The organism is Pseudomonas sp. H26/SER47-MNA-CIBAN-0231, from assembly GCF_040310465.1.
GTDB lineage: Bacteria > Pseudomonadota > Gammaproteobacteria > Pseudomonadales > Pseudomonadaceae > Aquipseudomonas > Aquipseudomonas atacamensis.
This window is the reverse complement of the sequence record NZ_JBEOPW010000001.1, coordinates 35,114-57,127: the sequence shown is the minus strand read 5'-3', so window position 1 is coordinate 57,127 and position 22,014 is coordinate 35,114. Positions and strand designations below refer to the sequence as shown.

General features: G+C 61.2%; 15 protein-coding genes. 9 read left to right on the top strand and 6 right to left on the bottom strand.

The window, feature by feature from the left end; all coding sequences use genetic code 11:
• Nucleotides 1–86: 86 nt before the first annotated feature.
• From AAEZ10_RS00235 to AAEZ10_RS00225, 3 genes are all read right to left on the bottom strand, one after another.
• Nucleotides 87–3,761, bottom strand: a complete 3,675-nt coding sequence (locus AAEZ10_RS00235) for a translocation/assembly module TamB domain-containing protein (RefSeq protein ID WP_350566869.1) — start codon at nt 3,759–3,761, stop codon at nt 87–89.
• Nucleotides 3,758–5,485, bottom strand: a complete 1,728-nt coding sequence (locus tag AAEZ10_RS00230; RefSeq protein WP_350566866.1) for an autotransporter assembly complex protein TamA — start codon at nt 5,483–5,485, stop codon at nt 3,758–3,760. Before AAEZ10_RS00230 ends, AAEZ10_RS00235 begins: the two co-directional genes overlap by 4 nt.
• A gap of 66 nt (nt 5,486–5,551) precedes the next feature.
• Nucleotides 5,552–6,202, bottom strand: a complete 651-nt coding sequence (locus AAEZ10_RS00225; RefSeq protein ID WP_350566863.1) for a GNAT family N-acetyltransferase — start codon at nt 6,200–6,202, stop codon at nt 5,552–5,554.
• A gap of 324 nt (nt 6,203–6,526) precedes the next feature.
• Between AAEZ10_RS00225 and xthA the strand changes: the two genes are divergently transcribed.
• Nucleotides 6,527–7,339 (top strand): exodeoxyribonuclease III, encoded by an 813-nt coding sequence (gene xthA, locus AAEZ10_RS00220; protein WP_073471316.1) that lies wholly within the window; start codon nt 6,527–6,529, stop codon nt 7,337–7,339.
• A 204-nt stretch (nt 7,340–7,543) separates the two neighbouring features.
• A complete protein-coding gene (locus AAEZ10_RS00215) occupies nt 7,544–8,878 on the top strand; it encodes a substrate-binding domain-containing protein (protein WP_073471317.1) in 1,335 nt (444 codons plus the stop codon).
• A 149-nt stretch (nt 8,879–9,027) separates the two neighbouring features.
• Here AAEZ10_RS00215 and AAEZ10_RS00210 read toward each other — a convergent pair whose 3' ends face one another.
• Complete coding sequence (locus AAEZ10_RS00210) at nt 9,028–10,257, bottom strand: acyl-CoA dehydrogenase (RefSeq protein WP_073471318.1); 1,230 nt, start codon at nt 10,255–10,257, stop codon at nt 9,028–9,030.
• A gap of 171 nt (nt 10,258–10,428) precedes the next feature.
• Here AAEZ10_RS00210 and AAEZ10_RS00205 point away from each other — a divergent pair, with 171 nt between their 5' ends.
• The 3 genes from AAEZ10_RS00205 to AAEZ10_RS00195 all read left to right on the top strand — a co-directional run bounded on the left by AAEZ10_RS00205 (nt 10,429) and on the right by AAEZ10_RS00195 (nt 13,010).
• Nucleotides 10,429–11,358 carry a LysR family transcriptional regulator gene (locus AAEZ10_RS00205; protein WP_016775308.1) on the top strand — a complete coding sequence of 310 codons (930 nt, stop codon included), beginning with the start codon at nt 10,429–10,431 and terminating at the stop codon, nt 11,356–11,358.
• Between the two features lie 206 nt (nt 11,359–11,564).
• On the top strand, nt 11,565–11,963 hold the full coding sequence (locus tag AAEZ10_RS00200; protein ID WP_039763349.1) for a MerR family transcriptional regulator: 399 nt from the start codon (nt 11,565–11,567) through the stop codon (nt 11,961–11,963).
• A gap of 147 nt (nt 11,964–12,110) precedes the next feature.
• The gene (locus AAEZ10_RS00195; protein ID WP_122691939.1) at nt 12,111–13,010 is read left to right on the top strand and encodes a hydroxymethylglutaryl-CoA lyase; all 900 of its coding nucleotides are present in this window, start codon (nt 12,111–12,113) and stop codon (nt 13,008–13,010) included.
• 655 nt (nt 13,011–13,665) lie between these two features.
• Here AAEZ10_RS00195 and AAEZ10_RS00190 read toward each other — a convergent pair.
• Nucleotides 13,666–15,363 carry an AMP-binding protein gene (locus AAEZ10_RS00190; protein ID WP_350566857.1) on the bottom strand — a complete coding sequence of 566 codons (1,698 nt, stop codon included), beginning with the start codon at nt 15,361–15,363 and terminating at the stop codon, nt 13,666–13,668.
• 300 nt (nt 15,364–15,663) lie between these two features.
• Between AAEZ10_RS00190 and AAEZ10_RS00185 the strand changes: the two genes are divergently transcribed.
• From AAEZ10_RS00185 to AAEZ10_RS00170, 4 genes are read left to right on the top strand one after another with little or no spacing between them, the layout of a single operon-like run.
• A complete protein-coding gene (locus AAEZ10_RS00185) occupies nt 15,664–16,827 on the top strand; it encodes an isovaleryl-CoA dehydrogenase (protein WP_041068789.1) in 1,164 nt (387 codons plus the stop codon).
• Nucleotides 16,828–16,839: 12 nt separating this feature from the next.
• A complete protein-coding gene (locus AAEZ10_RS00180; RefSeq protein WP_350566854.1) occupies nt 16,840–18,447 on the top strand; it encodes a carboxyl transferase domain-containing protein in 1,608 nt (535 codons plus the stop codon).
• 13 nt (nt 18,448–18,460) lie between these two features.
• Nucleotides 18,461–19,273, top strand: coding sequence for a gamma-carboxygeranoyl-CoA hydratase (locus AAEZ10_RS00175; protein WP_350566851.1), 813 nt, complete (start codon nt 18,461–18,463; stop codon nt 19,271–19,273).
• Nucleotides 19,273–21,222 (top strand): acetyl-CoA carboxylase biotin carboxylase subunit, encoded by a 1,950-nt coding sequence (locus AAEZ10_RS00170; RefSeq protein ID WP_350566848.1) that lies wholly within the window; start codon nt 19,273–19,275, stop codon nt 21,220–21,222. Before AAEZ10_RS00175 ends, AAEZ10_RS00170 begins: the two co-directional genes overlap by 1 nt.
• Nucleotides 21,223–21,264: 42 nt before the next feature.
• Here the strand turns inward: AAEZ10_RS00170 and AAEZ10_RS00165 are convergent, their stop codons facing one another.
• Nucleotides 21,265–21,924, bottom strand: a complete 660-nt coding sequence (locus tag AAEZ10_RS00165) for a LexA family protein (protein WP_071172928.1) — start codon at nt 21,922–21,924, stop codon at nt 21,265–21,267.
• Nucleotides 21,925–22,014 lie beyond the last annotated feature (90 nt).

Below are 22,014 nucleotides of genomic sequence, written 5' to 3'. Positions count from 1 at the left end.
CTCGCTCCCACAGGGAAAACGCGTTCCAATGTGGGAGCGAGCCTGCTCGCGAAGGGTGCGACTCGGTTCAAATGAGCAGGTGCGCTCTAGAAATCCCGCTTGTAGAAAATATCCAGCGAACTCGCCACGCCGCTCGCCGCTTCGACGTAGACCTTCTTGCTCAGCTTGTAGCGCAAGGCGATGGTGCTGGCCGGTTCGAAGACGCCGACGCCGTAGCGCAGGCTGAGTTTTTCCGAGATGTTGCCGCTGGCGACGACGCTGGTGTCGTTGCCGCTGCCTTGGGTGTCGAGTTGGAAGTCCTGAATCCCCAGATCCTTGGCCAGACCACTGGTGATCCCGGCACTGCCCATCAGGCCCAGGCCCAGCGCGGCTTGCGCGAGCATGTTGTTATCTTCGCCGCTGGTGCTCAGCGGACGGCCCAGCACCAGGTACGACAGCGCCTGTTCCTGACTCATCGCCGGTTCGGAGAAGATCTGCGTGGTCGGTTGTTCGGCGCTGCCGCTCAGGCGAATACCGGCGATGACGTCGTCGGTCTGGCGGATCGCTTCGATGTCCAGATACGGCTGGTCGATGGGGCCGGCGAACAACAGACGCGCGCGACGCACCGTCAGGCGCTGGCCGTAGGCGCGATAGCGGCCGTCGTTGAGCCACAGTTCGCCACGGGTGTCCATGTTGTCGCCGATGTGCACCTGACCTTGCAGATTCGCGGTCAGGCCGAAACCGGCAAAGCTCAGCTTGTCTTGACCGACGATTACGTCGATGTCCATTTTCATCGCGATCGGTGGTTTGCCCTCCTCGGTCTGCGCACCGACGATGATCGTGTCGTCGGAGACCTTTACCGTCGATGGCGGCAATTCACGCACGGTGATTTCGCCTTTCGGCACCAGCACCTTGCCGGCAACTTTCAGCTCATCGCCGGCCATGGAAATCTTCAGGTCCGGGGCCATTTCCAGTTTGGCGTAGGGCTCGACGCTGACCGGCAATTGCGTGCCCTTGAGCGCCAGATCGACCACCAGCGCCTGCCCCCAGACGACGTTGCCGTTGAGGCTGCCCTTGCCAGTCTTGCCGCTGTTCCAGCCACCGTCCAGGCGCATCGATTCGCCGGCGATCGCCGCAGTCAGTTGCAGATTCTGCAGCTCCATCGGCAGTTCGGCGCCGGACACTTCGCCATCGCTGAGCTGCACAGTGCCATTGACCAGCGGTGCGAGCAGGCCACCGGAAATAGTGCCGCTGCCGTTGAGCCGGCCGGTGAGTTTTTCCACCATCGGCACGAACGGCCGCGCCACCGACAGATCGAGGCCGGAAAGGCGGAACGAGCCGCTCAGCGGTTTGTTTTTCGGCAGCGGATTGAGCTGCGCCTGCACCAGCAATTCGCCGAGTTTGCCGCCGACAAAATTGAGCTCGGTGTCGACGCGCTTGGGCGTGAGCTTGCTGCTGAGTTTGAGGGTCTGGTAGGGGAAATCCAGCCACTGATCCTTGTCGCGCACGCGCAGGGTGCCGCCGCTGGCATCGACACTGACCACGCCGTTCGGGCCGCTGGCCGGCAAGTCCAGTTGCAGATCGGCGTTGAGTCGACCCTGCCAGGCGAAGTCCTTGGGCAACCATTGCGCAAGGCTTTCGATCGGGAATTGCTTGAGGTGATAACGCAGCTTCGGCTCGGGCATCAGGCGTTGGTCTTCGCCACACAGGCTGGCGTTGCCGGACAGCCAGCAATGCGCGCCGAAACTGATCTGACCGTCCGCCAGGCGCTCCAGTTTTGCGGGGCCTTGCAGCTTCCAGTCCTGGCCACCGGCCTGAATGTCGCCACTGGCCAGACGTCCGCGCCAGTTGCCCTTGTCGAAGTTGCCGTCCAGACCCAGCGCCAGTTTCAGCTTCGGTCCGATCAGGTCGAGGTTGAGTTTCTGGCTTTTGATATCGCCCTGAGCACTGGCGGTCAGGGTGCCCAACGAGGTATCGCCAGTCTGAATGCCGCTGCCCTTGAGATTGATCTTCGCCCGCTGCGCGCTGTCGAGCGTGGCATCGAGGTTGAGGCTTTGCAGGCGATTGTCCTGGAAGGCCAGTTGCGAACCTTGCAGATCAAGCTTGCCCTGCGGCGCCTTCAGCGTACCGCCGACGTTGACCTGACCGTTGACCTGCCCGCGCAATTGCGGCCAGAGCTGGGCCAGACGCGGCAGCTTGATGTCGATCTGCCCGCCGAGTTTGTCCTGCAGGCTGCCCTTGCCGTTGATGCTGTTATCGCCGAGGCGGATCTGCAGGGCGTTGAGGTTCCACCGCTCGCCAGCGCCGTCAGCCTTGGCTTGCAGAATTGCCGGCTGACCGCGCAATTTGCCTTTGAGGTCAAGGTCGGCGCTGAGGCTGAGCTGATCATTCTTCATCTCGCCTTTGCTCTGCAACGGCCCGGCCAGCGTGCCCGGCAGCTCCGCGACCCAGTACGCCGGGTTGAGCGCCGACAGATCCAGCGCGGTATCCCAGGCGATGCCGTCGGCGAAGCGCACATTGACGTGCCCTTCGGCCTTGCCCTGCCCGGCCTGCATGACCAGTTGCGGCAAGGCGATCTGTTCGAGGCTGCCGCTGAACGGACTGCTCAAGGTGAACGCCCCCGCCGGGCCATCCAGCGCCGCGTCGAAATTGCCGAGGTACTGACCGTCGGTGTAGGACACTTCGCCGGTAAAGGTGCGCAACGTCACTTGCGGCTCGTCGATTTCCGGATAGAGCCGGTGCCACGGGAAGTCTTGCCAGTTGATATTGGCCTGAGCGCTGAGGCCCTTGCTCCAGTCGACGTTGCCGGTGAGCTTGAGGCTTTGCGTGTCGTTGGCGTTGAGGTCGAGGCCGGCGATCTGCGCGCCATTGGCGTCAACCTTGCCCTTGAGCAGCAGCGCCACTGGCGATTTTTCGGCGGGCAGCGTGGCGTTGCCGAGCAGTTGGTAACCGTTTTTCAGGTCGCCTTCGCCCGTGAGCACAAGCTGATTGAATTGCAGGGTGTCCGGCAGATCGGCGCTCGGCTTGAACGCGTCGCTGGTGATGCGCACCTTGGCCGGCAGGTTTTCCGCCAGCGCTTGCAGTTCACCGTTCAACTGGCCGTCGAGGTAGCCACGGCTGTCGGCGTGCAGGTTGAGGGTTTTCAGCAGATCGCCTTCAACTTTCAGCGCCAGGGTCCACGGCTCGCTGCCGGGAGACGGCAAAGTCAAATCGCCCTGAATCGTCAGCGGCCAGTTACCGCTCGGTTGCAGCAGGCCGGACAGGTTCAGGCTGAGCTCGTCGCGCTGCAATTTCACGCTGTCGATCTGCAAGCCTTGAGCGGTCCAGTGCGCAGCCAGTTGCAAGCCCTTGAGTTGTTCGCTGCCATTGAACAACAGGCTGCCCACCTCGACGTCGCCCAATTCGATGGCCAACGGCAATTGAAGGTCCGGCAGTGTGATCGGGCCGCTCTCGGTGGTCTCTTCGCTCGGCGGGAATTGCAGGATTACCTGATCGGCCTTGAGCTGATCGATGCACAAGGTCATGCGCGTCAGGCACAGCGGCGACCAGGCGAAGATCGCCTTGTTCAGCTCGACACGGCTGGTGTCCTGCTGCCACACCAGGTGATCGGCGCTCCACTGCCCAGCGAGGCGACCGTGGAAATTCTCCACGCTCAGGCCCGGCACCAGGCCCAGCACCCAACGACTGCCGGCCTGCGTGCCAAGCAGTGCGGCCAGGCTCAAGACGATCAACACGACCAGCGCCAACAAAGTCAGCGCTGTTATTTTCACACCACGCTTCACAGCTCAGGCCCCATGGAAAAGTGCAGCCGGATGCCGCCGTCGTCGTCCAGCGCATGGGCCAGGTCAAGGCGGATCGGCCCGACCGGCGAGACCCAGCGCACACCCACACCGACCCCGGTCTTGAGGTCGGGCAGTTCGAGTTTGTTGAAAGAGTTGCCTTGGTCGACGAACGTCGCGACCCGCCATTTTTCGGCGATCGAGTATTGATATTCGACGCTGCCGGCCACCATGTAGCGACCGCCAATACGTTTGCCATCGGAATTTTTCGGCGACAGGCTCTGATAGTCGTAACCGCGCACGCTCTGATCGCCACCGGCAAAAAAGCGCAGCGATGGCGGAACCGAGTTGTAGCCGTTGGTGGCGCTGCCGCCGACCTGCACGCGGCCGAGCAAGCGGTGCTTGTCGAACACCGTGGTCAGGCCTTTGACCAGCGCGGTGCCATATAAAAGGTTGTTGTCCGAACCGAGGCCTTCCTTGGCCACTTTGCTTTCGAAGCTCAGGCGATAGCCGTTGCGCGGGTCGATGCGGTTGTCGCTTTTGAGGTACGAATAACTGATGCCGGGCATCAGCAACGTGCTCAGGCCGGAGTCGTCGCCGAGTTCGTATTCTTCACGTTGCCATTTCAACGAGATCACCCGCTGCCAGCCGCTGGGCAACTTGCTGTGCCATTCCGGGCCGAAGGTCAGCAGCTTGCTGAGGGTGTCGGAGCCTTCGATGTCTTCGAACTGATAGCCGCCGGCCCAACGCAATTTGTCGGTCAGTGGTGGGTCGAGCGGTATGTCGTAGAACAGCCCGACGTTCTGCCGGGGCGCCGAGAGTTCGGCCTCCCAGCCATAGCTGTCGCCCTGCGGGTTGACCCAGTGGCGCGTCCAGTTGGCCTTGATCCGTGGGCCGACGTCGGTCGAATAACCGAGGCCCAGGCCCATGGTGCGCGGCTTGCGCGTGTCGAGTTTGACGGCGACCGGAATCACATCGTTCTGCGCTGCCGTCGGTGCTGCATCGACGCGCACGCCTTCGAAATAGCCGCTCGATTGCAGGTCGCGGTTGAGTTCGGCGATCAGTTCCGAGTCGTATGGCTCGCCTTCCTTGAACGGCACCATGCGTTGCAGCAGGTCTTCGTCGAACGGCGTGTCGCCCTCGAAGCTGACTTTGCCCAGCGCATAACGCGGGCCGCTGTCGTAGATCAATTCGATGTCGGCCACGCCCGCGCGGGGATCGACCATGAGTTTCTGGCTGGTGAAATGACCGCTGAAGTAACCAAAGCGCGAGGCCTGGTTCTGGATCACCCGTTTGGCGTCTTCGTAACGGCCATGGTTGAGCACGGAGCCGGACTTGAGCAGGTCGCTCTTCGGTACGCGAAAGGATTTCAGCGAGGCCGCCGGGCCGTCGACGCGCACGGTGACGTTGCGCAGGCGAATCGGCTCGCCGGGATCGATGTTCAGCACCAGACGCGGTTTTTCCCCGCCCTTGACGTCACTGTCGATCTGCGGCTGGTAGTAGCCCAACGCCTGCGCCGCTTTGCGCGCCTGCTCTTCGGCGCCGCGACTGAAACGCAGCAAGGCTTCTTCGTCGCGATCGCCGAGGCTGCCGATATAGCCTTCTATATTGGCCTTGAGTTCATCGTTGGACGGCTTGATCCGTACATCCAATTCACTTTGCGCCAGCGCCGCGCAGCTGGATAACAGCATCAGCACGCCGCTGGTAAATCTTCGTGGAAACTTCATAGGCGCGGATGCTATCACGGGCTCGGGAGCCTGATAGAACAGGTAATTTGTGAAGAAGTTCGATCATTATCCCGTTGCTGTTTGTAACACCTGCGGATTGGCGTGGAAAAATACGTGTTCGCGCACCGGCCCGACGGCAACCTCGCCGATCTCCTGATAACCCTGCCTTTTATAGAATTCCAGGTAGCGCGGGTTGCCGGTGTCGAGCACCACCCCTTGCGAGGTTTCATCGACCGCGCACCAGTTGTGCACGGCGGTGAGCAACTGTTCGCCGTAGTGCTTGCCCTGAAACTGCGGGTGAATGCCGAGCAGCGGCAGCATGTGCACCGAGTCACCCGGCACGCATGCGGCGACGGCGTCGTGGTATTCCAGATAACGCCGGGTGCAGCGAAAACCGGTGCTGAGCACCATGCGCAAGCGCCACGCCCAGCTTTCGGTAACGCCCAGGCGCCGTTGCGGCGGTGCGATCAGGGCGATGCCGATCAAGCGGTCGTTGACCAGCAGGCCGATTGCCGGCAGGTCCTGCAGAAAATGCTGTTTGACCAGCTCGCGCACCGTCGCGCGCACGCGTTGTTCGTAGCCGGGTCGCTCGGCTTCGAACAGATAGCCGAAGGTTGGCTCGTGGCGATAGGCCTGATACAGCAACGAGCGGGCTTCGCGTGAATAGCCGCGGTCGAGCATGTGGATGTCGGCAACGGCGGACTGGGTTTCAGGCATTGCAGTGATTCTCCCCGGAGGCGCGCTCGGAGACTGGCGCGCTTGTTGGTACGAACCTTGGGCGGATGTGGTGGTTCCCCTGACAGGTTAGACCAGCCTCGGATCTTCATCGACTGGGGCGGGCCTCATCGCTGGCAAGCCAGCTCCCACAGTGTCTGCGTCGTTCACAACATTTACATACACCACAGAAACCTGTGGGAGCTGGCTTGCCAGCGATGGGGCCGGGACAAGCGCTACAAATCCCACAGGTGAAATTGATTTCTCCCACACTGGCCCATCTCCCCCATGTCAGCTAGCATCGCCCTTTTGCCAGGACTGCCGACCATGAAGATTGTTTCCTTCAACATCAACGGACTGCGTGCCCGTCCGCATCAGCTGGCAGCGCTGATCGAAAAACATCAGCCCGACGTGATCGGCCTGCAGGAAACCAAGGTCCACGACGACCAGTTCCCCCACGAAGACATCCGCGCCCTCGGCTACCACGTGCACTTCCATGGCCAGAAGGGCCATTACGGTGTCGCCCTCCTTTCGCGCAACGAACCGATCGCCATCCATAAAGGCTTTGCCACTGACGAAGAAGACGCGCAACGGCGCTTTATCTGGGGCACTTTTGCCGATGCCAACGGCGTGCCGGTGACGATCATGAACGGCTATTTCCCACAAGGTGAAAGCCGCGACCACCCAACCAAATTCCCCGCCAAGGAGCGTTTCTACAGCGACCTGCAAGCGCTGCTGGAAAGCCAGTTCCACAATGAACAGCCACTGGTGGTGATGGGTGATGTGAACATTTCCCCGGAAGACTGCGACATCGGCATCGGCCCGGACAACATGAAGCGCTGGCTGAAAACCGGCAAATGCAGCTTCCTGCCGGAAGAACGCGAGTGGATGGCGCGCCTGAAGAACTGGGGCCTGACCGACAGCTATCGGCACCTCAACCCCGACGTGAGCGACATGTTCAGTTGGTTCGACTATCGCAGCCGTGGTTTCGAAGATGAACCGAAGCGTGGCCTGCGCATCGATGTGATTCTGGCTTCCCATGGCCTGCTGCCACGGGTCAAGGATGCCGGCGTGGACTACGAACTGCGCGGCATGGAAAAACCATCGGACCATGCGCCGATCTGGCTTGAGCTGGCCTGATTCGCGAGTTGCCTGAGATCCCTGTGGGAGCGAGCTTGCTCGCGAAGGCGGAGTGTCAGTAATCAGATATGTTGCTGATACGCCGCCTTCGCGAGCAAGCTCGCTCCCACAATTGATATTTACACCCTTCAACCCCTGTCATATTTCGGTCACGCGCCTGACTTAATCTCCCCGGCAATCCCCTTGGCTTGATTCGGTGCCGGCATGACCCTGCGTGTTCTCTGCGTTTTCCTGTTGAGTGGCTGGCTGTCGGTGTCCGCCGCCGCCCTGCCGATCCCCGAAAACGGCCCGGCATTGCGCATTCAGGGCTCCAACACCATCGGCGCCGAACTCGGCCCGGCGCTGGTCGAAGGCCTGTTGCAGGAACAAGGCCTGCTGAAAATCCACCGCGAAACCCCGGACACCGCCAACGAACAACGCATCGTCGGCGAGACCGCACAAGGGCAACGCGTGGTCATCGAAGTCGCCGCCCACGGTTCCAGCACTGGCTTCACTGCATTGAAAAACGCCAGCGCCGATCTGGCCGCCTCTTCCCGTGAGATCAAGGACAGCGAACTGCTTGCCCTGCAAGCCCTCGGCGATCTGAAAAGCCCGGCGGCCGAGCAAGTCATTGCCATCGACGGACTGGCGATCATCCTCAACCCGGCCAACCCGCTTGAGCAGTTGAACACCGAGCAACTGGCGCGGATTTTTGCCGGCGAAGTGAAAACCTGGGAAGAGCTCGGTAGCCGTGGCGGCGCCATTCATTTATATGCGCGGGATGATCAGTCCGGGACGTACGACACGTTCAAGGAACTGGTCCTGAGCCGGCGCGGGAAAAGTCTCAGCAGCGCAGCGAAACGTTTCGAATCCAGCGAGCAGTTGTCCGACGCGGTCAGCGCCGATCCGCAAGGTATCGGCTTCATCGGCTTGCCTTACGTGCGTCAGGCCAAAGCCGTGGCGATTGCCGATGGCGCCTCGCAAGCGATGCTGCCGCTGAACAGTCTGATCGCCACCGAAGATTATCCGCTGTCGCGGCGCTTGTTCTTTTATCTACCGCCGGACAGCCGCAATCCGTGGGCGCAGGCGTTGGCAACGTTCGCGCAAAGTCCACAGGGTCAGGCGATCGTCGCGACCAGCGGTTTTGTCAGCCAGACCGTACAAGCCATGAGCGTGGCGCCGAATGCGCTGATGCCCGAGGGTTATCAATCTCTCAGCCGGCATGCCCAGCGTCTGACAGTGAATTTCCGTTTTGCCGAGGGCAGCGCCAGTCTGGACAACAAGGCGCGGCAGGATCTGGCGCGGGTGCTCGACTATATAAAGCGCCATGGCAAGACCGAACGGGCGGTGACGCTGGTGGGGTTTGGTGATTTGAAAGATGACCCGGCGCGGGCTGATCTGCTGTCGAAACTGCGAGCGATGGCGGTGCGCCGCGAGCTGGTCAGGAACGGTGTGGTCATGCGCGAAGTCCGCGGCTTTGGTGCGCTGATGCCGGTGGCGACCAACAGTGCGGATGAGGGGCGGATCAAGAACCGGCGGGTTGAGGTTTGGGTGTATTGATCCTGACGCCTGATCGTTCCCACGCTCCGCGTGGGAACGCATCCCGTGACGCTCCGCGTCACAGTGGACGCAGAGCGTCCATGGCGGCATTCCCACGCAGAGCGTGGGAACGATCAGACTGAGGGGAATGCGAATGAGGCTACTCGGTATTACTGGCCGCTGCGCAGCATCTCCTTCGGCACATACTTGCCGATCTCGAACTTGCCAATCGCCGCGCGGTGCACTTCGTCCGGGCCGTCGGCCAGGCGCAGGGTGCGCTGCATCGCATACATATAGGCCAGCGGGAAATCGTTCGACACCCCTGCCCCACCGTGCATCTGGATCGCCCGGTCGATCACCTGCAAGGCCACGTTCGGTGCGACGACTTTGATCTGCGCGATCTCGCTTTTCGCCACTTTGTTGCCGACGGTGTCCATCATGTATGCCGCTTTCAACGTCAGCAGACGCGCCATGTCGATCTCCATCCGCGAGTCGGCGATCTTGTCGATGTTGCCGCCCAGACGCGCCAGCGGTTTGCCGAATGCGGTGCGGCTCACCGAGCGTTTGCACATCAGTTCCAGCGCACGTTCGGCCATGCCGATCGAACGCATGCAGTGGTGAATCCGCCCTGGGCCAAGGCGACCCTGAGCGATTTCAAAGCCGCGTCCTTCACCGAGCAGGACGTTTTCGTACGGCACCCTAACGTTATCGAACAGCACTTCGGCGTGACCGTGCGGTGCATCGTCGTAACCGAACACCGGCAGCGGCCGGACGATCTTCACCCCGGGGGTATCGACCGGCACGAGGATCATCGAGTGCTGGGCGTGACGCGGCGCGTCGGGGTTGCTCAGGCCCATGAAGATCAGAATCTTGCAGCGCGGATCGCAAGCGCCGGAAGTCCACCATTTCTTGCCGTTGATTACCCACTGATCGCCGTCACGCACAGCTCGGGCGGCCATGTTGGTTGCGTCGGAAGACGCCACGTCAGGTTCGGTCATGGCGAACGCCGAACGGATCTCGCCGCGCAGCAGCGGCTCGAGCCAGCGCTGTTTCTGTTCTTCATTGGCGTAGCGCACCAACACTTCCATGTTGCCGGTGTCCGGCGCCGAGCAGTTGAACGGCTCCGGCCCCAGCAGGGAACGGCCCATGATTTCCGCCAATGGCGCATATTCGAGGTTGCTCAGGCCGGCGCCCAGCTCGGACTCAGGCAGAAACAAATTCCACAGACCCTCAGCCTTGGCCTTGGCCTTGAGCTCTTCCATGATCGCGGTCGGCTGCCAGCGATCGCCCTCGGCGACCTGGCGTTCGAACACCGCTTCGGCCGGGTAAACGTAAGTGTCCATGAACGCAGTCACGCGCTCACGCAGTTCCTGAACCTTGGGCGAATAAGCGAAATCCATGGGTAGTTACCTTCTCGGGCAGAGGTTGTTCAAGTCATGCAATCGATGCTAGAACAGCGCTGATCATTTACCTAGCCTATTCTCGGCGTGTATAAACATTCATCACCAATATATGATCCGCTGATCGTCAGCGCCAAAACACTTGCACTTAATAACAAGAGAAGCCGCGTTATGAATCTGAGCAAGGTCGACCTGAACCTTTTCATCGTCTTCGACGCGATCTACACCGAAGCCAACCTGACCCGCGCCGGGCAGATTGTCGGGATCACCCAGCCGGCGGTGTCCAACGCGCTGGCGCGGTTGCGCGAAACCTTCAACGACCCGCTCTTCGTGCGTACCGCTCAGGGCATGGTGCCCACGCCGATGGCGCAGAACATCATCGGCCCGGTGCGCAACGCCCTGTCGCTGCTGCGCGTATCGGTGCAGGAAAGTCGCATCTTCAACCCGGCGCAGGCGGTCAAGACCTACCGCATCAGCATGACCGACCTGACGGAAGCAATCATTCTGCCGCCACTGTTCCAGCGCCTGCGCCGCCTCGCGCCAACGGTGATCATCGAAAGCTTTCTGTCGAAACGCCGGGAAACCACCAAGGAACTCGCGGCCGGGCGTCTGGATTTCGCCGTGGATGCTCCGCTCAATACCGACCCGCAGGTGCGCCACGTCAAGCTGATGGACGACCGTTACGTCTGCGCCATGCGCAAGGGCCACCCAATGGCGGGCAAGGAAAAACTCAGCCTCGATGACTACCTGTCGCTGACCCACATCCATATTTCCAGCCGCCGCAGCGGGCTGGGTTATGTCGATCTGGCGCTGGGCAAAATGGGCATCCAGCGCAAGATCGCCCTGCGCTCGCAGCACTATCTGATGGCTTCGCAAGTGATGCAGCAGACCGACATGGTCATGACCGTGCCGGAACGCTTCGCCCGCCGCCATGATTTGCAGTCGTTCAATTTGCCGGTGAATGATGTGCCGTCGGTGGAAACGCATTTGTACTGGCACGAAAGCACCGACCAGGACCCGGCCAACCGCTGGATGCGCGAGCAGATGATCGAGTTGTGCCAGCAGGTGACGGCGCAGGAGAAGAAGCTGGAGAAGGTTTAAGACACGACACCGTGTCACCGTTCTTCGCGAGCAAGCTCGCTCCCACAGGGTTTTCTGTCGAACACAAATCCTGTGTTCACACACATCCACTGTGGGAGCGAGCTTGCTCGCGAAGGGGCCTGTACAGACACCCCAAAACCATCCCGCTTGACGTAAACGTAAACCACCGATTAGCTTAGCGCCATGCCCCTTTTCCGAGCGCTTTCATGAGCAGTCAGACCTACAGCATTTCCGACCTCGCCCGCGAGCTGGACATCACCACCCGGGCGATCCGCTTTTATGAAGAGCAAGGCCTGCTCAGCCCCGAGCGTCGTGGCCAGGAACGTATCTATTCGCCGCGCGACAAGGTCACTCTGAAGCTGATCCTGCGCGGCAAGCGCATCGGTTTTTCCCTGGCCGAATGCCGCGAGTTGATCGAGCTCTACGACCCGTCCGGCGGTAACACCAAACAGCTCAACAGCATGCTGGCGAAAATCAGCGAACGCCGCGAACAGCTCGAACAGCAGTTGCTCGATATCGAACAGATGAAGCTCGAGCTGGACACAGCCGAAGAGCGCTGTGTGCAGGCGCTGGAGCAGACGCTCAAGAGCCAGCAGGCGGTCTAAAGATTCACCACTTCCCCTGTGGGAGCGAGCTTGCTCGCGAGTACGGTCTGACATTCAGAATATCTGTCACTGACCCTACGCTTTCGCGAGCAAGCTCGCTCCCACAGGGTTCTTCGTGAACTCAAAAAAAACAGGCAGGTCCCGCCCATGTCCCTCCCCTCCCAAGTACGCCTGATCGAAGTCGGCCCGCGCGATGGCCTGCAGAACGAAGCCCAACCGATCAGCGTCGCCGACAAAGTGCAACTGGTCGACGCCCTGAGCGCCGCAGGGCTCGGCTATATCGAAGTCGGCAGTTTCGTTTCGCCCAAGTGGGTGCCGCAAATGGCCGGATCCGCCGAAGTGTTCGCGCAGATCCAGCGCAAACCCGGCGTGACCTACGGCGCACTGGCGCCGAACTTGCGCGGCTTTGAAGACGCGCTCGCCGCCGGGGTCAAGGAAGTCGCGGTGTTCGCCGCCGCCTCCGAGGCGTTCTCGCAGCGCAACATCAATTGCTCGATAAGCGAGAGCCTGGCGCGGTTTGCGCCGATCATGGAGGCCGCCAAACAACACGGCGTTACCGTGCGCGGTTACGTTTCCTGTGTGCTGGGCTGCCCGTATGAAGGCACGGTTGCGCCGGAGCAAGTAGCGATGGTCGCCCGTGAGCTCTACGCGATGGGCTGCTATGAAGTGTCGCTGGGCGACACCATCGGCACCGGCACGGCGGGCGCGACCCGGCGTCTGTTCGAGGTGGTTTCGGCGCAGGTGCCACGGGACAGACTCGCCGGGCATTTCCATGACACCTATGGCCAGGCCATGGCCAACATCTACGCCAGCCTGCTCGAAGGCATTGCGGTGTTCGACAGCTCTATCGCCGGCCTCGGCGGCTGCCCGTACGCCAAAGGCGCGAGCGGTAACGTTGCCACCGAAGACGTGGTGTACCTGCTCGATGGCCTGGGCATCGAGACCGGTATCGACCTGGACGCCTTGATTGCCGCGGGCCAGCAGATCAGCGCAGTGCTCGGCCGCCCGAGCGGTTCGCGGGTGGCCAAGGCGCGCAGCGCGCAGTGAGGTGTTACCGCTGCGTCAGTGCTGTGGGCAAAAGCGAGTAACACGGAAACAAATTGTCTGGCTTTGCCCGGGGGCAAAAAAGCCAGAAAAAACTAACTCACTGATTTGTAAGGTTTTTTAAAAGTTGGCACGACACCTGCTATCTCTATGGCATAACAAGAATAAAAAGCCGCAAACCAATAAAAACAAGACGAAACGACTCTGACATAACAAGAACAACACGGCAGAGACGCAGCTAACAGATTTTTTTGGAGAAGGTGTGCTTTTCAGGGTGCTCTCAGGAGTGACCCGCAACCGGGCAGAGAACAATAAAACTACCTTCAGGTAGCTCCCGAATCGGTTGGATCGTTAAACGAGAAAGCAGATCAGCGCTCAAAAAAATACGTTTGCTCTTGACCCCGGATGGGGGTCGCCAAAAAGCTGTACAGGGCAACGGTTGCCAAAAACAACAACAGACCGACCCTCAATAATAAAAAGAGCACGCAACGACAAATTAAAGGGGAGCTTCGGCTCCCCTTTGTGCTTTCTGTGATTCCTGAAACCACCCCAATCTCCTGTAGGAGTGAGCCTGCTCGCGATAGCGTCTTGTCAGTCGATGCAAATATTGGCTGATAGACAGCTATCGCGAGCAGGCTCACTCCTACAGGGATTTGTGTCAGGGCTTATTGATGCGCAGCTCCTCGATACTGATCTCGCGCATCCTGAATTTCTGGATCTTCCCCGTCACCGTCATCGGAAACGCGTCGACGAATTTGAAGTAACGCGGTGTCTTGAAATGGGCGATGCGTTCCTTGCACCAGTTTTGCAGCTCCAGCTCCGAGGCGCTGTGGCCGGGGTGGAATTTGATCCAGGCGACGATTTCCTCACCGTAGCGTGAGCAGGGAATACCGATCACCTGCACGTCCGCCACCGCAGGATGGGTGAAGAAGAATTCCTCCAGCTCACGGGGATAAACATTCTCGCCGCCACGAATGATCATGTCTTTGTTACGCCCGGCGATGTTGACGTAACCCTCCTCATTCATGCTCGCCAGGTCGCCGGTGTGCATCCAGCCGGCCTCATCGATGGCTTCGGCGGTGGCCTGCGGGTTGTTCCAGTAACCGAGCATCACGCTGTAACCGCGCGTGCACAATTCGCCAATGGTGCCGCGCGGCACGAGGTTGCCGGCGGTGTCGATGATCTTGCTTTCCAATTGCGGCTGGGTGCGCCCGACGGTGGTGACACGCAATTCCAGCTCATCAGCAGGCCCGGTCTGCAGCGACACCGGACTGGTTTCGGTCATGCCGTAGGCGATCTGCACTTCGCTCATGTGCATTTCGTTGATCACCCGGCGCATGACCTCGATCGGACAAGTCGCGCCGGCCATGATCCCGGTGCGCAGGCTCGACAGGTCGAAGGTCTGCCGCTGCGGCTGATCGAGCATGGCGATAAACATGGTCGGCACACCGTACAGCGCCGTGGCTTTTTCTTCGGCCACCGCTTGCAGGGTCAGGGCCGGATCGAAAGCGTCGTTGGGGTAGATCATCGTGCTGCCATGGGTGACGCAACCGAGGTTGCCCATGACCATGCCGAAGCAGTGATACAGCGGCACCGGAATCACCAGACGATCGGCAGTCGTCAGGCCGAGGCTTTCGCCGACCATGTAGCCGTTGTTGAGAATGTTGTAGTGACTGAGGGTCGCGCCCTTGGGGAAACCGGTGGTGCCGGAGGTGTACTGGATGTTCACCGGTTGATCGAAATGCAGACTGGCGCTGCGTTCGCGCAGCTGTTCGGACGAGACGCTGGCGGCCAGATCGCTGAGCTGCGACCACGGCAGAAACCCGGGCGTCGGATTGGCATCGAGGCTGATCACGCCGCGCAGCTCCGGCAGGCGTTCGCTGCGCAGCTGACCGATGGCGTGCTCGGCCAATTCTGGCGCCAGACTCTGGAGCATTGCGTGGTAATTCGAGGTTTTGAACGCTCCGGCGCAGACCAGCCACTGACAGCCGGATTGCTTGAGCACGTACTCGAGTTCGGAGCTGCGGTAGGCCGGATTGATGTTGACCAGGACCACGCCGATCTTCGCCGTGGCGAACTGGGTAATGCACCACTGCGCGCAATTCGGCGCCCAGATGCCGAGGCGATCGCCGGTCTGCAAGCCCAGTGCGAGCAAGGCCCTGGCCTGCTCATCCACCGCGTCGGCCAGTTGCCGCCAGGAGTAACGCAACTGCTGATGGCGTACCACCAAAGCCTCACCGTCCGGATGTTGTGCGACAGTCTGATCGAAGCGCTGACCGATGGTCATCGCCAGCAGGGCATGGTCCTGAGAGCCACGGGTGTAGCTGCGCTGCGGGTTTGCACTGGGTTGATCCATGACGACCCCTATTGTCTTTATTAGTGGGTTTTCCCGGTTTTGAATCCCTGTGGGAGCGAGCCTGCGCGCGAATACGCTGCGTCATTCACCCTTTAGGGCGACTGATACAGCGCTTTCGCGAGCAGGCTCGCTCCCACCAGAAACAAACCGATATCTGATCCTGAACTGCCCTTACTCTCGCCCAAGTTGACGCTTACGTAAAGCCGATTGACAGTCGATCTCTGGAAGCTTTACGTTAACGTAAAGCTGAACGCCGATTCGTCGTGCGCTCCACCCGATAAAAAAGCCAAAAGGTGCCACATGAGCTATCCATCCCTGAATTTCGCCCTCGGTGAAACCATCGACATGCTGCGCGATCAGGTGCAGTCCTTCGTCGCCGATCAGATCGCCCCGCGTGCCGCGCAGATCGATCACGACAACCTGTTCCCCGCCGACATGTGGCGCAAATTCGGTGACATGGGCCTGCTCGGCATCACCGTGCCGGAAGAGTACGGCGGCGCGGGTCTGGGTTATCTGGCGCACGTAGTGGCGATGGAAGAAATCAGCCGTGGCTCGGCGTCGGTGGCGTTGTCCTATGGCGCGCACTCCAACCTTTGCGTCAACCAGATCAACCGCAACGGCAACCACGAACAGAAAAGCAAATACCTGCCAAAACTGATCAGCGGCGAGCACGTCGGCGCGCTGGCGATGAGCGAGCCCAACGCCGGTTCCGACGTGGTATCGATGAAACTGCGCGCCGACAAACGTGGCGACCGCTTCGTCCTCAACGGCAGCAAAACCTGGATCACCAACGGCCCCGACGCCAATACCTACGTGATCTACGCCAAGACCGACCTGGAAAAAGGCCCCCACGGCATCACCGCGTTCATCGTCGAACGCGACTGGAAAGGCTTCAGCCGCAGCAACAAGTTCGACAAGCTCGGCATGCGCGGCTCCAACACCTGCGAGCTGTTTTTCGATGACGTCGAAGTACCGGAAGAGAACATCCTTGGTGTGCTCAACGGTGGCGTGAAAGTGCTGATGAGCGGCCTCGATTACGAACGCGTGGTGCTCTCCGGTGGCCCGACCGGGATCATGCAGTCGTGCATGGACCTGATCGTGCCGTACATCCACGACCGCAAGCAGTTCGGCCAGAGCATCGGCGAATTCCAGCTGATCCAGGGCAAAGTCGCCGACATGTATACCCAGCTCAATGCCAGCCGCGCTTATCTGTACGCAGTGGCCCAGGCCTGCGAGCGCGGCGAAACCACGCGCAAGGACGCGGCCGGGGTGATCCTCTACACCGCCGAACGCGCCACGCAAATGGCCCTCGACGCAATCCAGATTCTCGGCGGCAACGGCTACATCAACGAATTCCCCGCCGGCCGCCTGCTGCGCGACGCCAAGCTCTACGAAATCGGCGCCGGCACCAGCGAGATCCGCCGCATGCTGATCGGCCGCGAACTGTTCAACGAAACCCGCTAAACGGAGCTGACCATGGCAACTCTGCACACTCAGCTCAACCCGCGCTCGGCGGAGTTCGCCGCCAACAGCGCGGCGATGCTCAAACAGGTCGACGCGCTACACACCTTGCTCGCTCAAGTCGCGCAGGGCGGCGGTGTCAAAGCTCAGGAACGCCACACTTCGCGGGGTAAATTGCTGCCGCGCGAGCGCATCAATCGCTTGCTCGACCCCGGCTCGCCGTTTCTCGAAATCAGCCAACTCGCCGCCCATGCGGTTTACGGCGAAGACGTGCCGGCTGCCGGGGTGATCGCCGGCATCGGTCGCGTTGAAGGCGTTGAATGCATGATCGTCGCCAATGATGCGACGGTTAAAGGCGGCTCGTATTACCCGCTCACCGTGAAGAAGCACCTGCGTGCGCAGACCATCGCCCAGCAGAATCGCCTGCCGTGCATTTATCTGGTGGATTCCGGTGGTGCCAACCTGCCGCGTCAGGACGAAGTGTTTCCGGACCGCGAGCACTTCGGGCGGATCTTTTTCAACCAGGCCAACATGAGCGCCATGGGCATCCCCCAGATCGCCGTGGTCATGGGCTCGTGCACCGCAGGCGGTGCGTATGTGCCGGCGATGGCGGACGAAGCGATCATGGTGCGCAACCAGGCGACGATTTTCCTCGCCGGCCCGCCGCTGGTGAAAGCCGCGACCGGTGAAGTGGTCAGCGCCGAAGATCTGGGCGGCGCCGATGTGCACTGCAGGACCTCCGGCGTGGCCGACCATTACGCCGAGAACGATGAACACGCCCTCGCCCTCGCCCGCCGCAGCGTCGCCAACCTCAACTGGCGCAAGCTCGGCGAGGTGCAGCAACGCACGCCGATTGCGCCGCTGTACGCCAGCGACGAGTTGTACGGCGTGGTTCCGGCTGACGCCAAGCAGCCATTCGATGTGCGCGAAGTGATCGCGCGGCTGGTCGACGGTTCGGTGTTCGATGAATTCAAAGCGCTGTTCGGCACCACGCTGGTCTGCGGTTTCGCGCACTTGCACGGCTACCCGATCGCGATTCTGGCGAACAACGGCATCCTCTTCGCCGAAGCCGCGCAGAAAGGCGCGCACTTCATCGAACTGGCCTGCCAGCGCGGCATCCCGCTGCTGTTTCTGCAGAACATCACCGGTTTCATGGTCGGCCAGAAGTACGAAGCCGGCGGCATCGCCAAGCACGGCGCCAAACTGGTGACCGCAGTGGCCTGCGCCAAGGTGCCGAAATTCACCGTGATCATCGGCGGCAGCTTCGGTGCCGGCAACTACGGCATGTGCGGTCGCGCTTACGATCCGCGTTTCTTGTGGATGTGGCCGAACGCGCGGATTGGCGTGATGGGCGCCGAACAGGCTGCCGGTGTGCTGGTGCAGGTCAAACGCGAACAAGCCGAACGCAGCGGTCAGGCGTTCAGCGCCGAGCAGGAGACCGAGATCAAGCAGCCGATTCTCGATCAGTACGAAGAACAGGGTCACCCCTACTACTCCAGCGCGCGGCTGTGGGACGACGGCGTCATCGACCCGGCGCAGACCCGCGACGTACTGGCCCTGGCCTTGTCCGCGTCGCTGAACGCGCCAATCGAACCGAGCCGCTTCGGCGTGTTCCGGATGTGATGGGGAGAATCTGATGAACGACTTCAATACCCTCGAACTGCAAAACGACCCACGCGGTTTCGCGACGCTGTGGCTTAATCGCGCCGAGAAAAACAACGCCTTCAACGCCGAGATGATCCGCGAACTGATCCTCGCCCTCGACAAGGTCGCCAGCGATTCGAGCCTGCGCTTCCTGCTGCTGCGCGGGCGTGGCAAGCATTTCAGTGCCGGTGCCGACCTGGCGTGGATGCAGCAATCAGCGGAACTCGATTACCACACCAATCTTGACGATGCCCGCGAACTGGCCGAGCTGATGTACAACCTCGCCAAACTGAAAATCCCCACGCTGGCCATGGTGCAAGGCGCGGCGTTCGGTGGCGCGCTGGGCTTGATCAGTTGCTGTGACATGGCGATCGGCGCCGATGACGCGCAGTTCTGCCTGTCGGAAGTGCGCATCGGCCTGGCACCGGCCGTGATCAGCCCGTTCGTGGTGCAGGCGATCGGTGAGCGTGCGGCGCGGCGCTATGCGCTGACGGCCGAGCGCTTCAGCGGGCAGCGGGCGCGGGAGATCGGCTTGCTCGCCGAAAGCTATCCTGCGGCTGAACTGGAGCAACAGGTCGAACAGTGGATCGACAACCTGTTGCTCAACAGCCCGGCCGCCATGCGCGCCAGCAAGGACTTGCTGCGTGAAGTCGGCAACGGCGCGCTGACCCCGGCCCTGCGGCGCTATACCGAAAATGCCATCGCGCGGATTCGCGTCAGCGCCGAAGGCCAGGAAGGCTTGCGCGCCTTCCTGCAAAAACGCCCACCGAACTGGCAAGCCGCATCCACCAAGGAGTCGCGTTGATGAGCGCACCTGTGATTACCACCCTGCTGGTGGCCAACCGCGGCGAAATTGCCTGCCGCGTGATGCGCACCGCCAAGGCTTTGGGCCTGACCACTGTCGCCGTGCACAGCGCCACCGACCGCGATGCGCGGCACAGCCGTGAAGCCGATATCCGTGTGGATCTGGGCGGCAGCAAGGCTGCCGAGAGTTATCTGCAAATCGATAAATTGATCGCCGCCGCCAAGGCCAGCGGTGCCCAGGCGATTCATCCCGGCTATGGCTTTCTCTCGGAAAACGCTGGATTCGCCCGCGCCATCGAAGCCGCCGGACTGATCTTCCTCGGCCCGCCCGCCTCGGCCATCGATGCGATGGGCAGCAAATCCGCCGCCAAAGCGCTGATGGAAAAGGCCGGCGTGCCACTGGTGCCGGGCTATCACGGCGAAGCGCAGGACCTCGACACCTTCCGCGAAGCCTGCGAACGCATCGGTTATCCGGTGCTGCTCAAGGCCACTGCGGGTGGTGGCGGCAAAGGCATGAAAGTCGTCGAGGATGTCAGCCAACTCGCTGAAGCCCTCGCCTCGGCGCAGCGCGAAGCGCAATCGTCGTTTGGCGACTCGCGGATGTTGGTGGAAAAGTATTTGCTCAAGCCACGTCATGTGGAAATTCAGGTGTTCGCCGATCAGCACGGCAACTGCCTGTACCTCAACGAGCGCGACTGCTCGATCCAGCGTCGGCACCAGAAAGTCGTCGAAGAGGCCCCGGCGCCGGGTCTGACGCCCGAGTTGCGCCGGGCAATGGGCGAGGCGGCTGTGCGTTCGGCGCAGGCGATCGGTTATGTCGGCGCCGGCACCGTGGAGTTTTTGCTGGATGCGCGCGGCGAGTTTTTCTTCATGGAGATGAACACGCGGCTGCAAGTCGAGCACCCGGTAACAGAAGCAATCACCGGGCTCGATCTGGTCGCCTGGCAGATTCGCGTCGCCCGTGGGGAAGCGCTGCCGATCACCCAAGCGCAGGTGCCACTCAATGGTCACGCGATCGAAGTGCGTTTGTATGCCGAAGATCCGGCGAATGATTTCCTGCCGGCCACCGGGCGTCTGGACTTGTACCGCGAATCGGCGCAGGGACCGGGGCGGCGGGTAGACAGCGGCGTTGAGGAAGGTGACGAGATTTCGCCGTTCTACGATCCGATGCTCGGCAAGCTGATTGCTTGGGGTGAAGATCGCGAGCAGGCACGCTTGCGTCTGTTGAGCATGCTCGACGAGTTTGCGATTGGCGGGCTGAGGACCAACATCAATTTCCTGCGCCGGATCATCGCGCATCCGGCGTTTGCGGCGGCAGAGCTGGATACCGGGTTTATCCCGCGCTATCAGGAGCAATTGCTGCCAGCACCAGCCGCGTTGACCGATGAGTTCTGGCAGGCGGCGGCGCAGGCGTTTGCGCAGAGTTTGCCGAAGCGTGCGCGGGCGGATGATCCCGCCTCCCCCTGGTCTTGCAGCAGTGGTTTGCGCGCAGGTTTGCCGGCGCAAATCACCGTGCATTTGAGTTGCGAGGGACAGGATCGCGCGTTGACCTTGAGAACTGCGGCCCATGCAGAACTGCTGGGCGAGGCGCTGACCATCGAGCATGACGGCGTGCGCCGCACATTGCGGGCGATTCGTCAGGGCGGCGCGTTGTATCTGCAATGGGACGGCGAGTTGCGGCGCATCGAAGCGTTCGATCCGATCAGTGCCGTTGAAGCCAGCCACAGCCATCAGGGCGGTCTGACCGCGCCAATGAACGGCAGCATCGTGCGCGTGCTGGTCGAAACGGGACAGTCGGTTGAGGCCGGGGCGCAACTGGTGGTGCTTGAAGCCATGAAGATGGAACACAGCATCCGCGCGCCGCACGCCGGTGTGATCAAAGCGCTGTATTGCCAGGAAGGCGATATGGTCAGCGAAGGCAGCGCTTTGGTTGAACTGAAAGAGGGATGAAATAAAAGGATCGATCCTGGCCTTGAGCGAGGATCGATCCGTTCAGTAACGCGCCGTCGCCTGAACCACCACGCCGATAATCCGGCATTCATCGGTTAGCAGGGTTTTCGGCCAGGTTGGATTGAGCGGCACCAGGTAACGCTGGCCGGCCTGCTCGTCGAGTTTGCGGAAAATCGCTTCTTCGCTGTCCGGCCACTGGGCGATCACCAGTTTGCCAGGCACTGCCTCCAACTCTGGGTCAACCAGAATCAGCATGCCCTCGGCAACGCTCTGGCCGCTCGGCGCGGTCATCGAATCCCCCGTCACCGTCAGCCAGAACGCCGCACCGCCGCGAGCGTGGTAATCCGTCAGTTCGAAGCGCTGCTTCGCTGATGCTCCGGGATAGCTCGCCGCAGTGTCACGCACTTCGCACGGTGCACGCCAATCGCAGACCGGATAACGGAAGTACGGGTTGTACTTCTGCGCCAGCGGCATCTCGTCTTCCGGCGTCGGCTGCGGTTCGCGGATCACCAGAACGACTTCGAGGAAGTCCATTCCCAGCGCCTTGAGCACGCGGTTCATTTCGGTAACACCGGGTTCGCGACGCTTGTTCAGCCAATGACCGATCCCGCCCTGGGACATGCCGACGCGCTCTCCGAGCTCTGTTTGAGTGACTTTGAGTTCACTCATCTTGGCCTTGACCAACTCAATCCATTTATCCATGTGCCGCACCTTACGCGGACGTCTTCGACCGGCAAAACACATATTGTAGTATTTAAATTCTCGTCACAAATACAGGCGGTACTATCCTAA

What these genes read in the sequence shown, in the direction of transcription:
- AAEZ10_RS00230 (WP_350566866.1), bottom strand. Translation starts at nt 5,485, where the DNA reads ATGAAGTTTCCACGAAGATTTACCAGCGGCGTGCTGATGCTGTTATCC.
- AAEZ10_RS00225 (WP_350566863.1), bottom strand. Translation starts at nt 6,202, where the DNA reads ATGCCTGAAACCCAGTCCGCCGTTGCCGACATCCACATGCTCGACCGC.
- xthA (WP_073471316.1), top strand. Translation starts at nt 6,527, where the DNA reads ATGAAGATTGTTTCCTTCAACATCAACGGACTGCGTGCCCGTCCGCAT.
- AAEZ10_RS00215 (WP_073471317.1), top strand. Translation starts at nt 7,544, where the DNA reads ATGACCCTGCGTGTTCTCTGCGTTTTCCTGTTGAGTGGCTGGCTGTCG.
- AAEZ10_RS00210 (WP_073471318.1), bottom strand. Translation starts at nt 10,257, where the DNA reads ATGGATTTCGCTTATTCGCCCAAGGTTCAGGAACTGCGTGAGCGCGTG.
- AAEZ10_RS00205 (WP_016775308.1), top strand. Translation starts at nt 10,429, where the DNA reads ATGAATCTGAGCAAGGTCGACCTGAACCTTTTCATCGTCTTCGACGCG.
- AAEZ10_RS00200 (WP_039763349.1), top strand. Translation starts at nt 11,565, where the DNA reads ATGAGCAGTCAGACCTACAGCATTTCCGACCTCGCCCGCGAGCTGGAC.
- AAEZ10_RS00195 (WP_122691939.1), top strand. Translation starts at nt 12,111, where the DNA reads ATGTCCCTCCCCTCCCAAGTACGCCTGATCGAAGTCGGCCCGCGCGAT.
- AAEZ10_RS00190 (WP_350566857.1), bottom strand. Translation starts at nt 15,363, where the DNA reads ATGGATCAACCCAGTGCAAACCCGCAGCGCAGCTACACCCGTGGCTCT.
- AAEZ10_RS00185 (WP_041068789.1), top strand. Translation starts at nt 15,664, where the DNA reads ATGAGCTATCCATCCCTGAATTTCGCCCTCGGTGAAACCATCGACATG.
- AAEZ10_RS00180 (WP_350566854.1), top strand. Translation starts at nt 16,840, where the DNA reads ATGGCAACTCTGCACACTCAGCTCAACCCGCGCTCGGCGGAGTTCGCC.
- AAEZ10_RS00175 (WP_350566851.1), top strand. Translation starts at nt 18,461, where the DNA reads ATGAACGACTTCAATACCCTCGAACTGCAAAACGACCCACGCGGTTTC.
- AAEZ10_RS00170 (WP_350566848.1), top strand. Translation starts at nt 19,273, where the DNA reads ATGAGCGCACCTGTGATTACCACCCTGCTGGTGGCCAACCGCGGCGAA.
- AAEZ10_RS00165 (WP_071172928.1), bottom strand. Translation starts at nt 21,924, where the DNA reads ATGGATAAATGGATTGAGTTGGTCAAGGCCAAGATGAGTGAACTCAAA.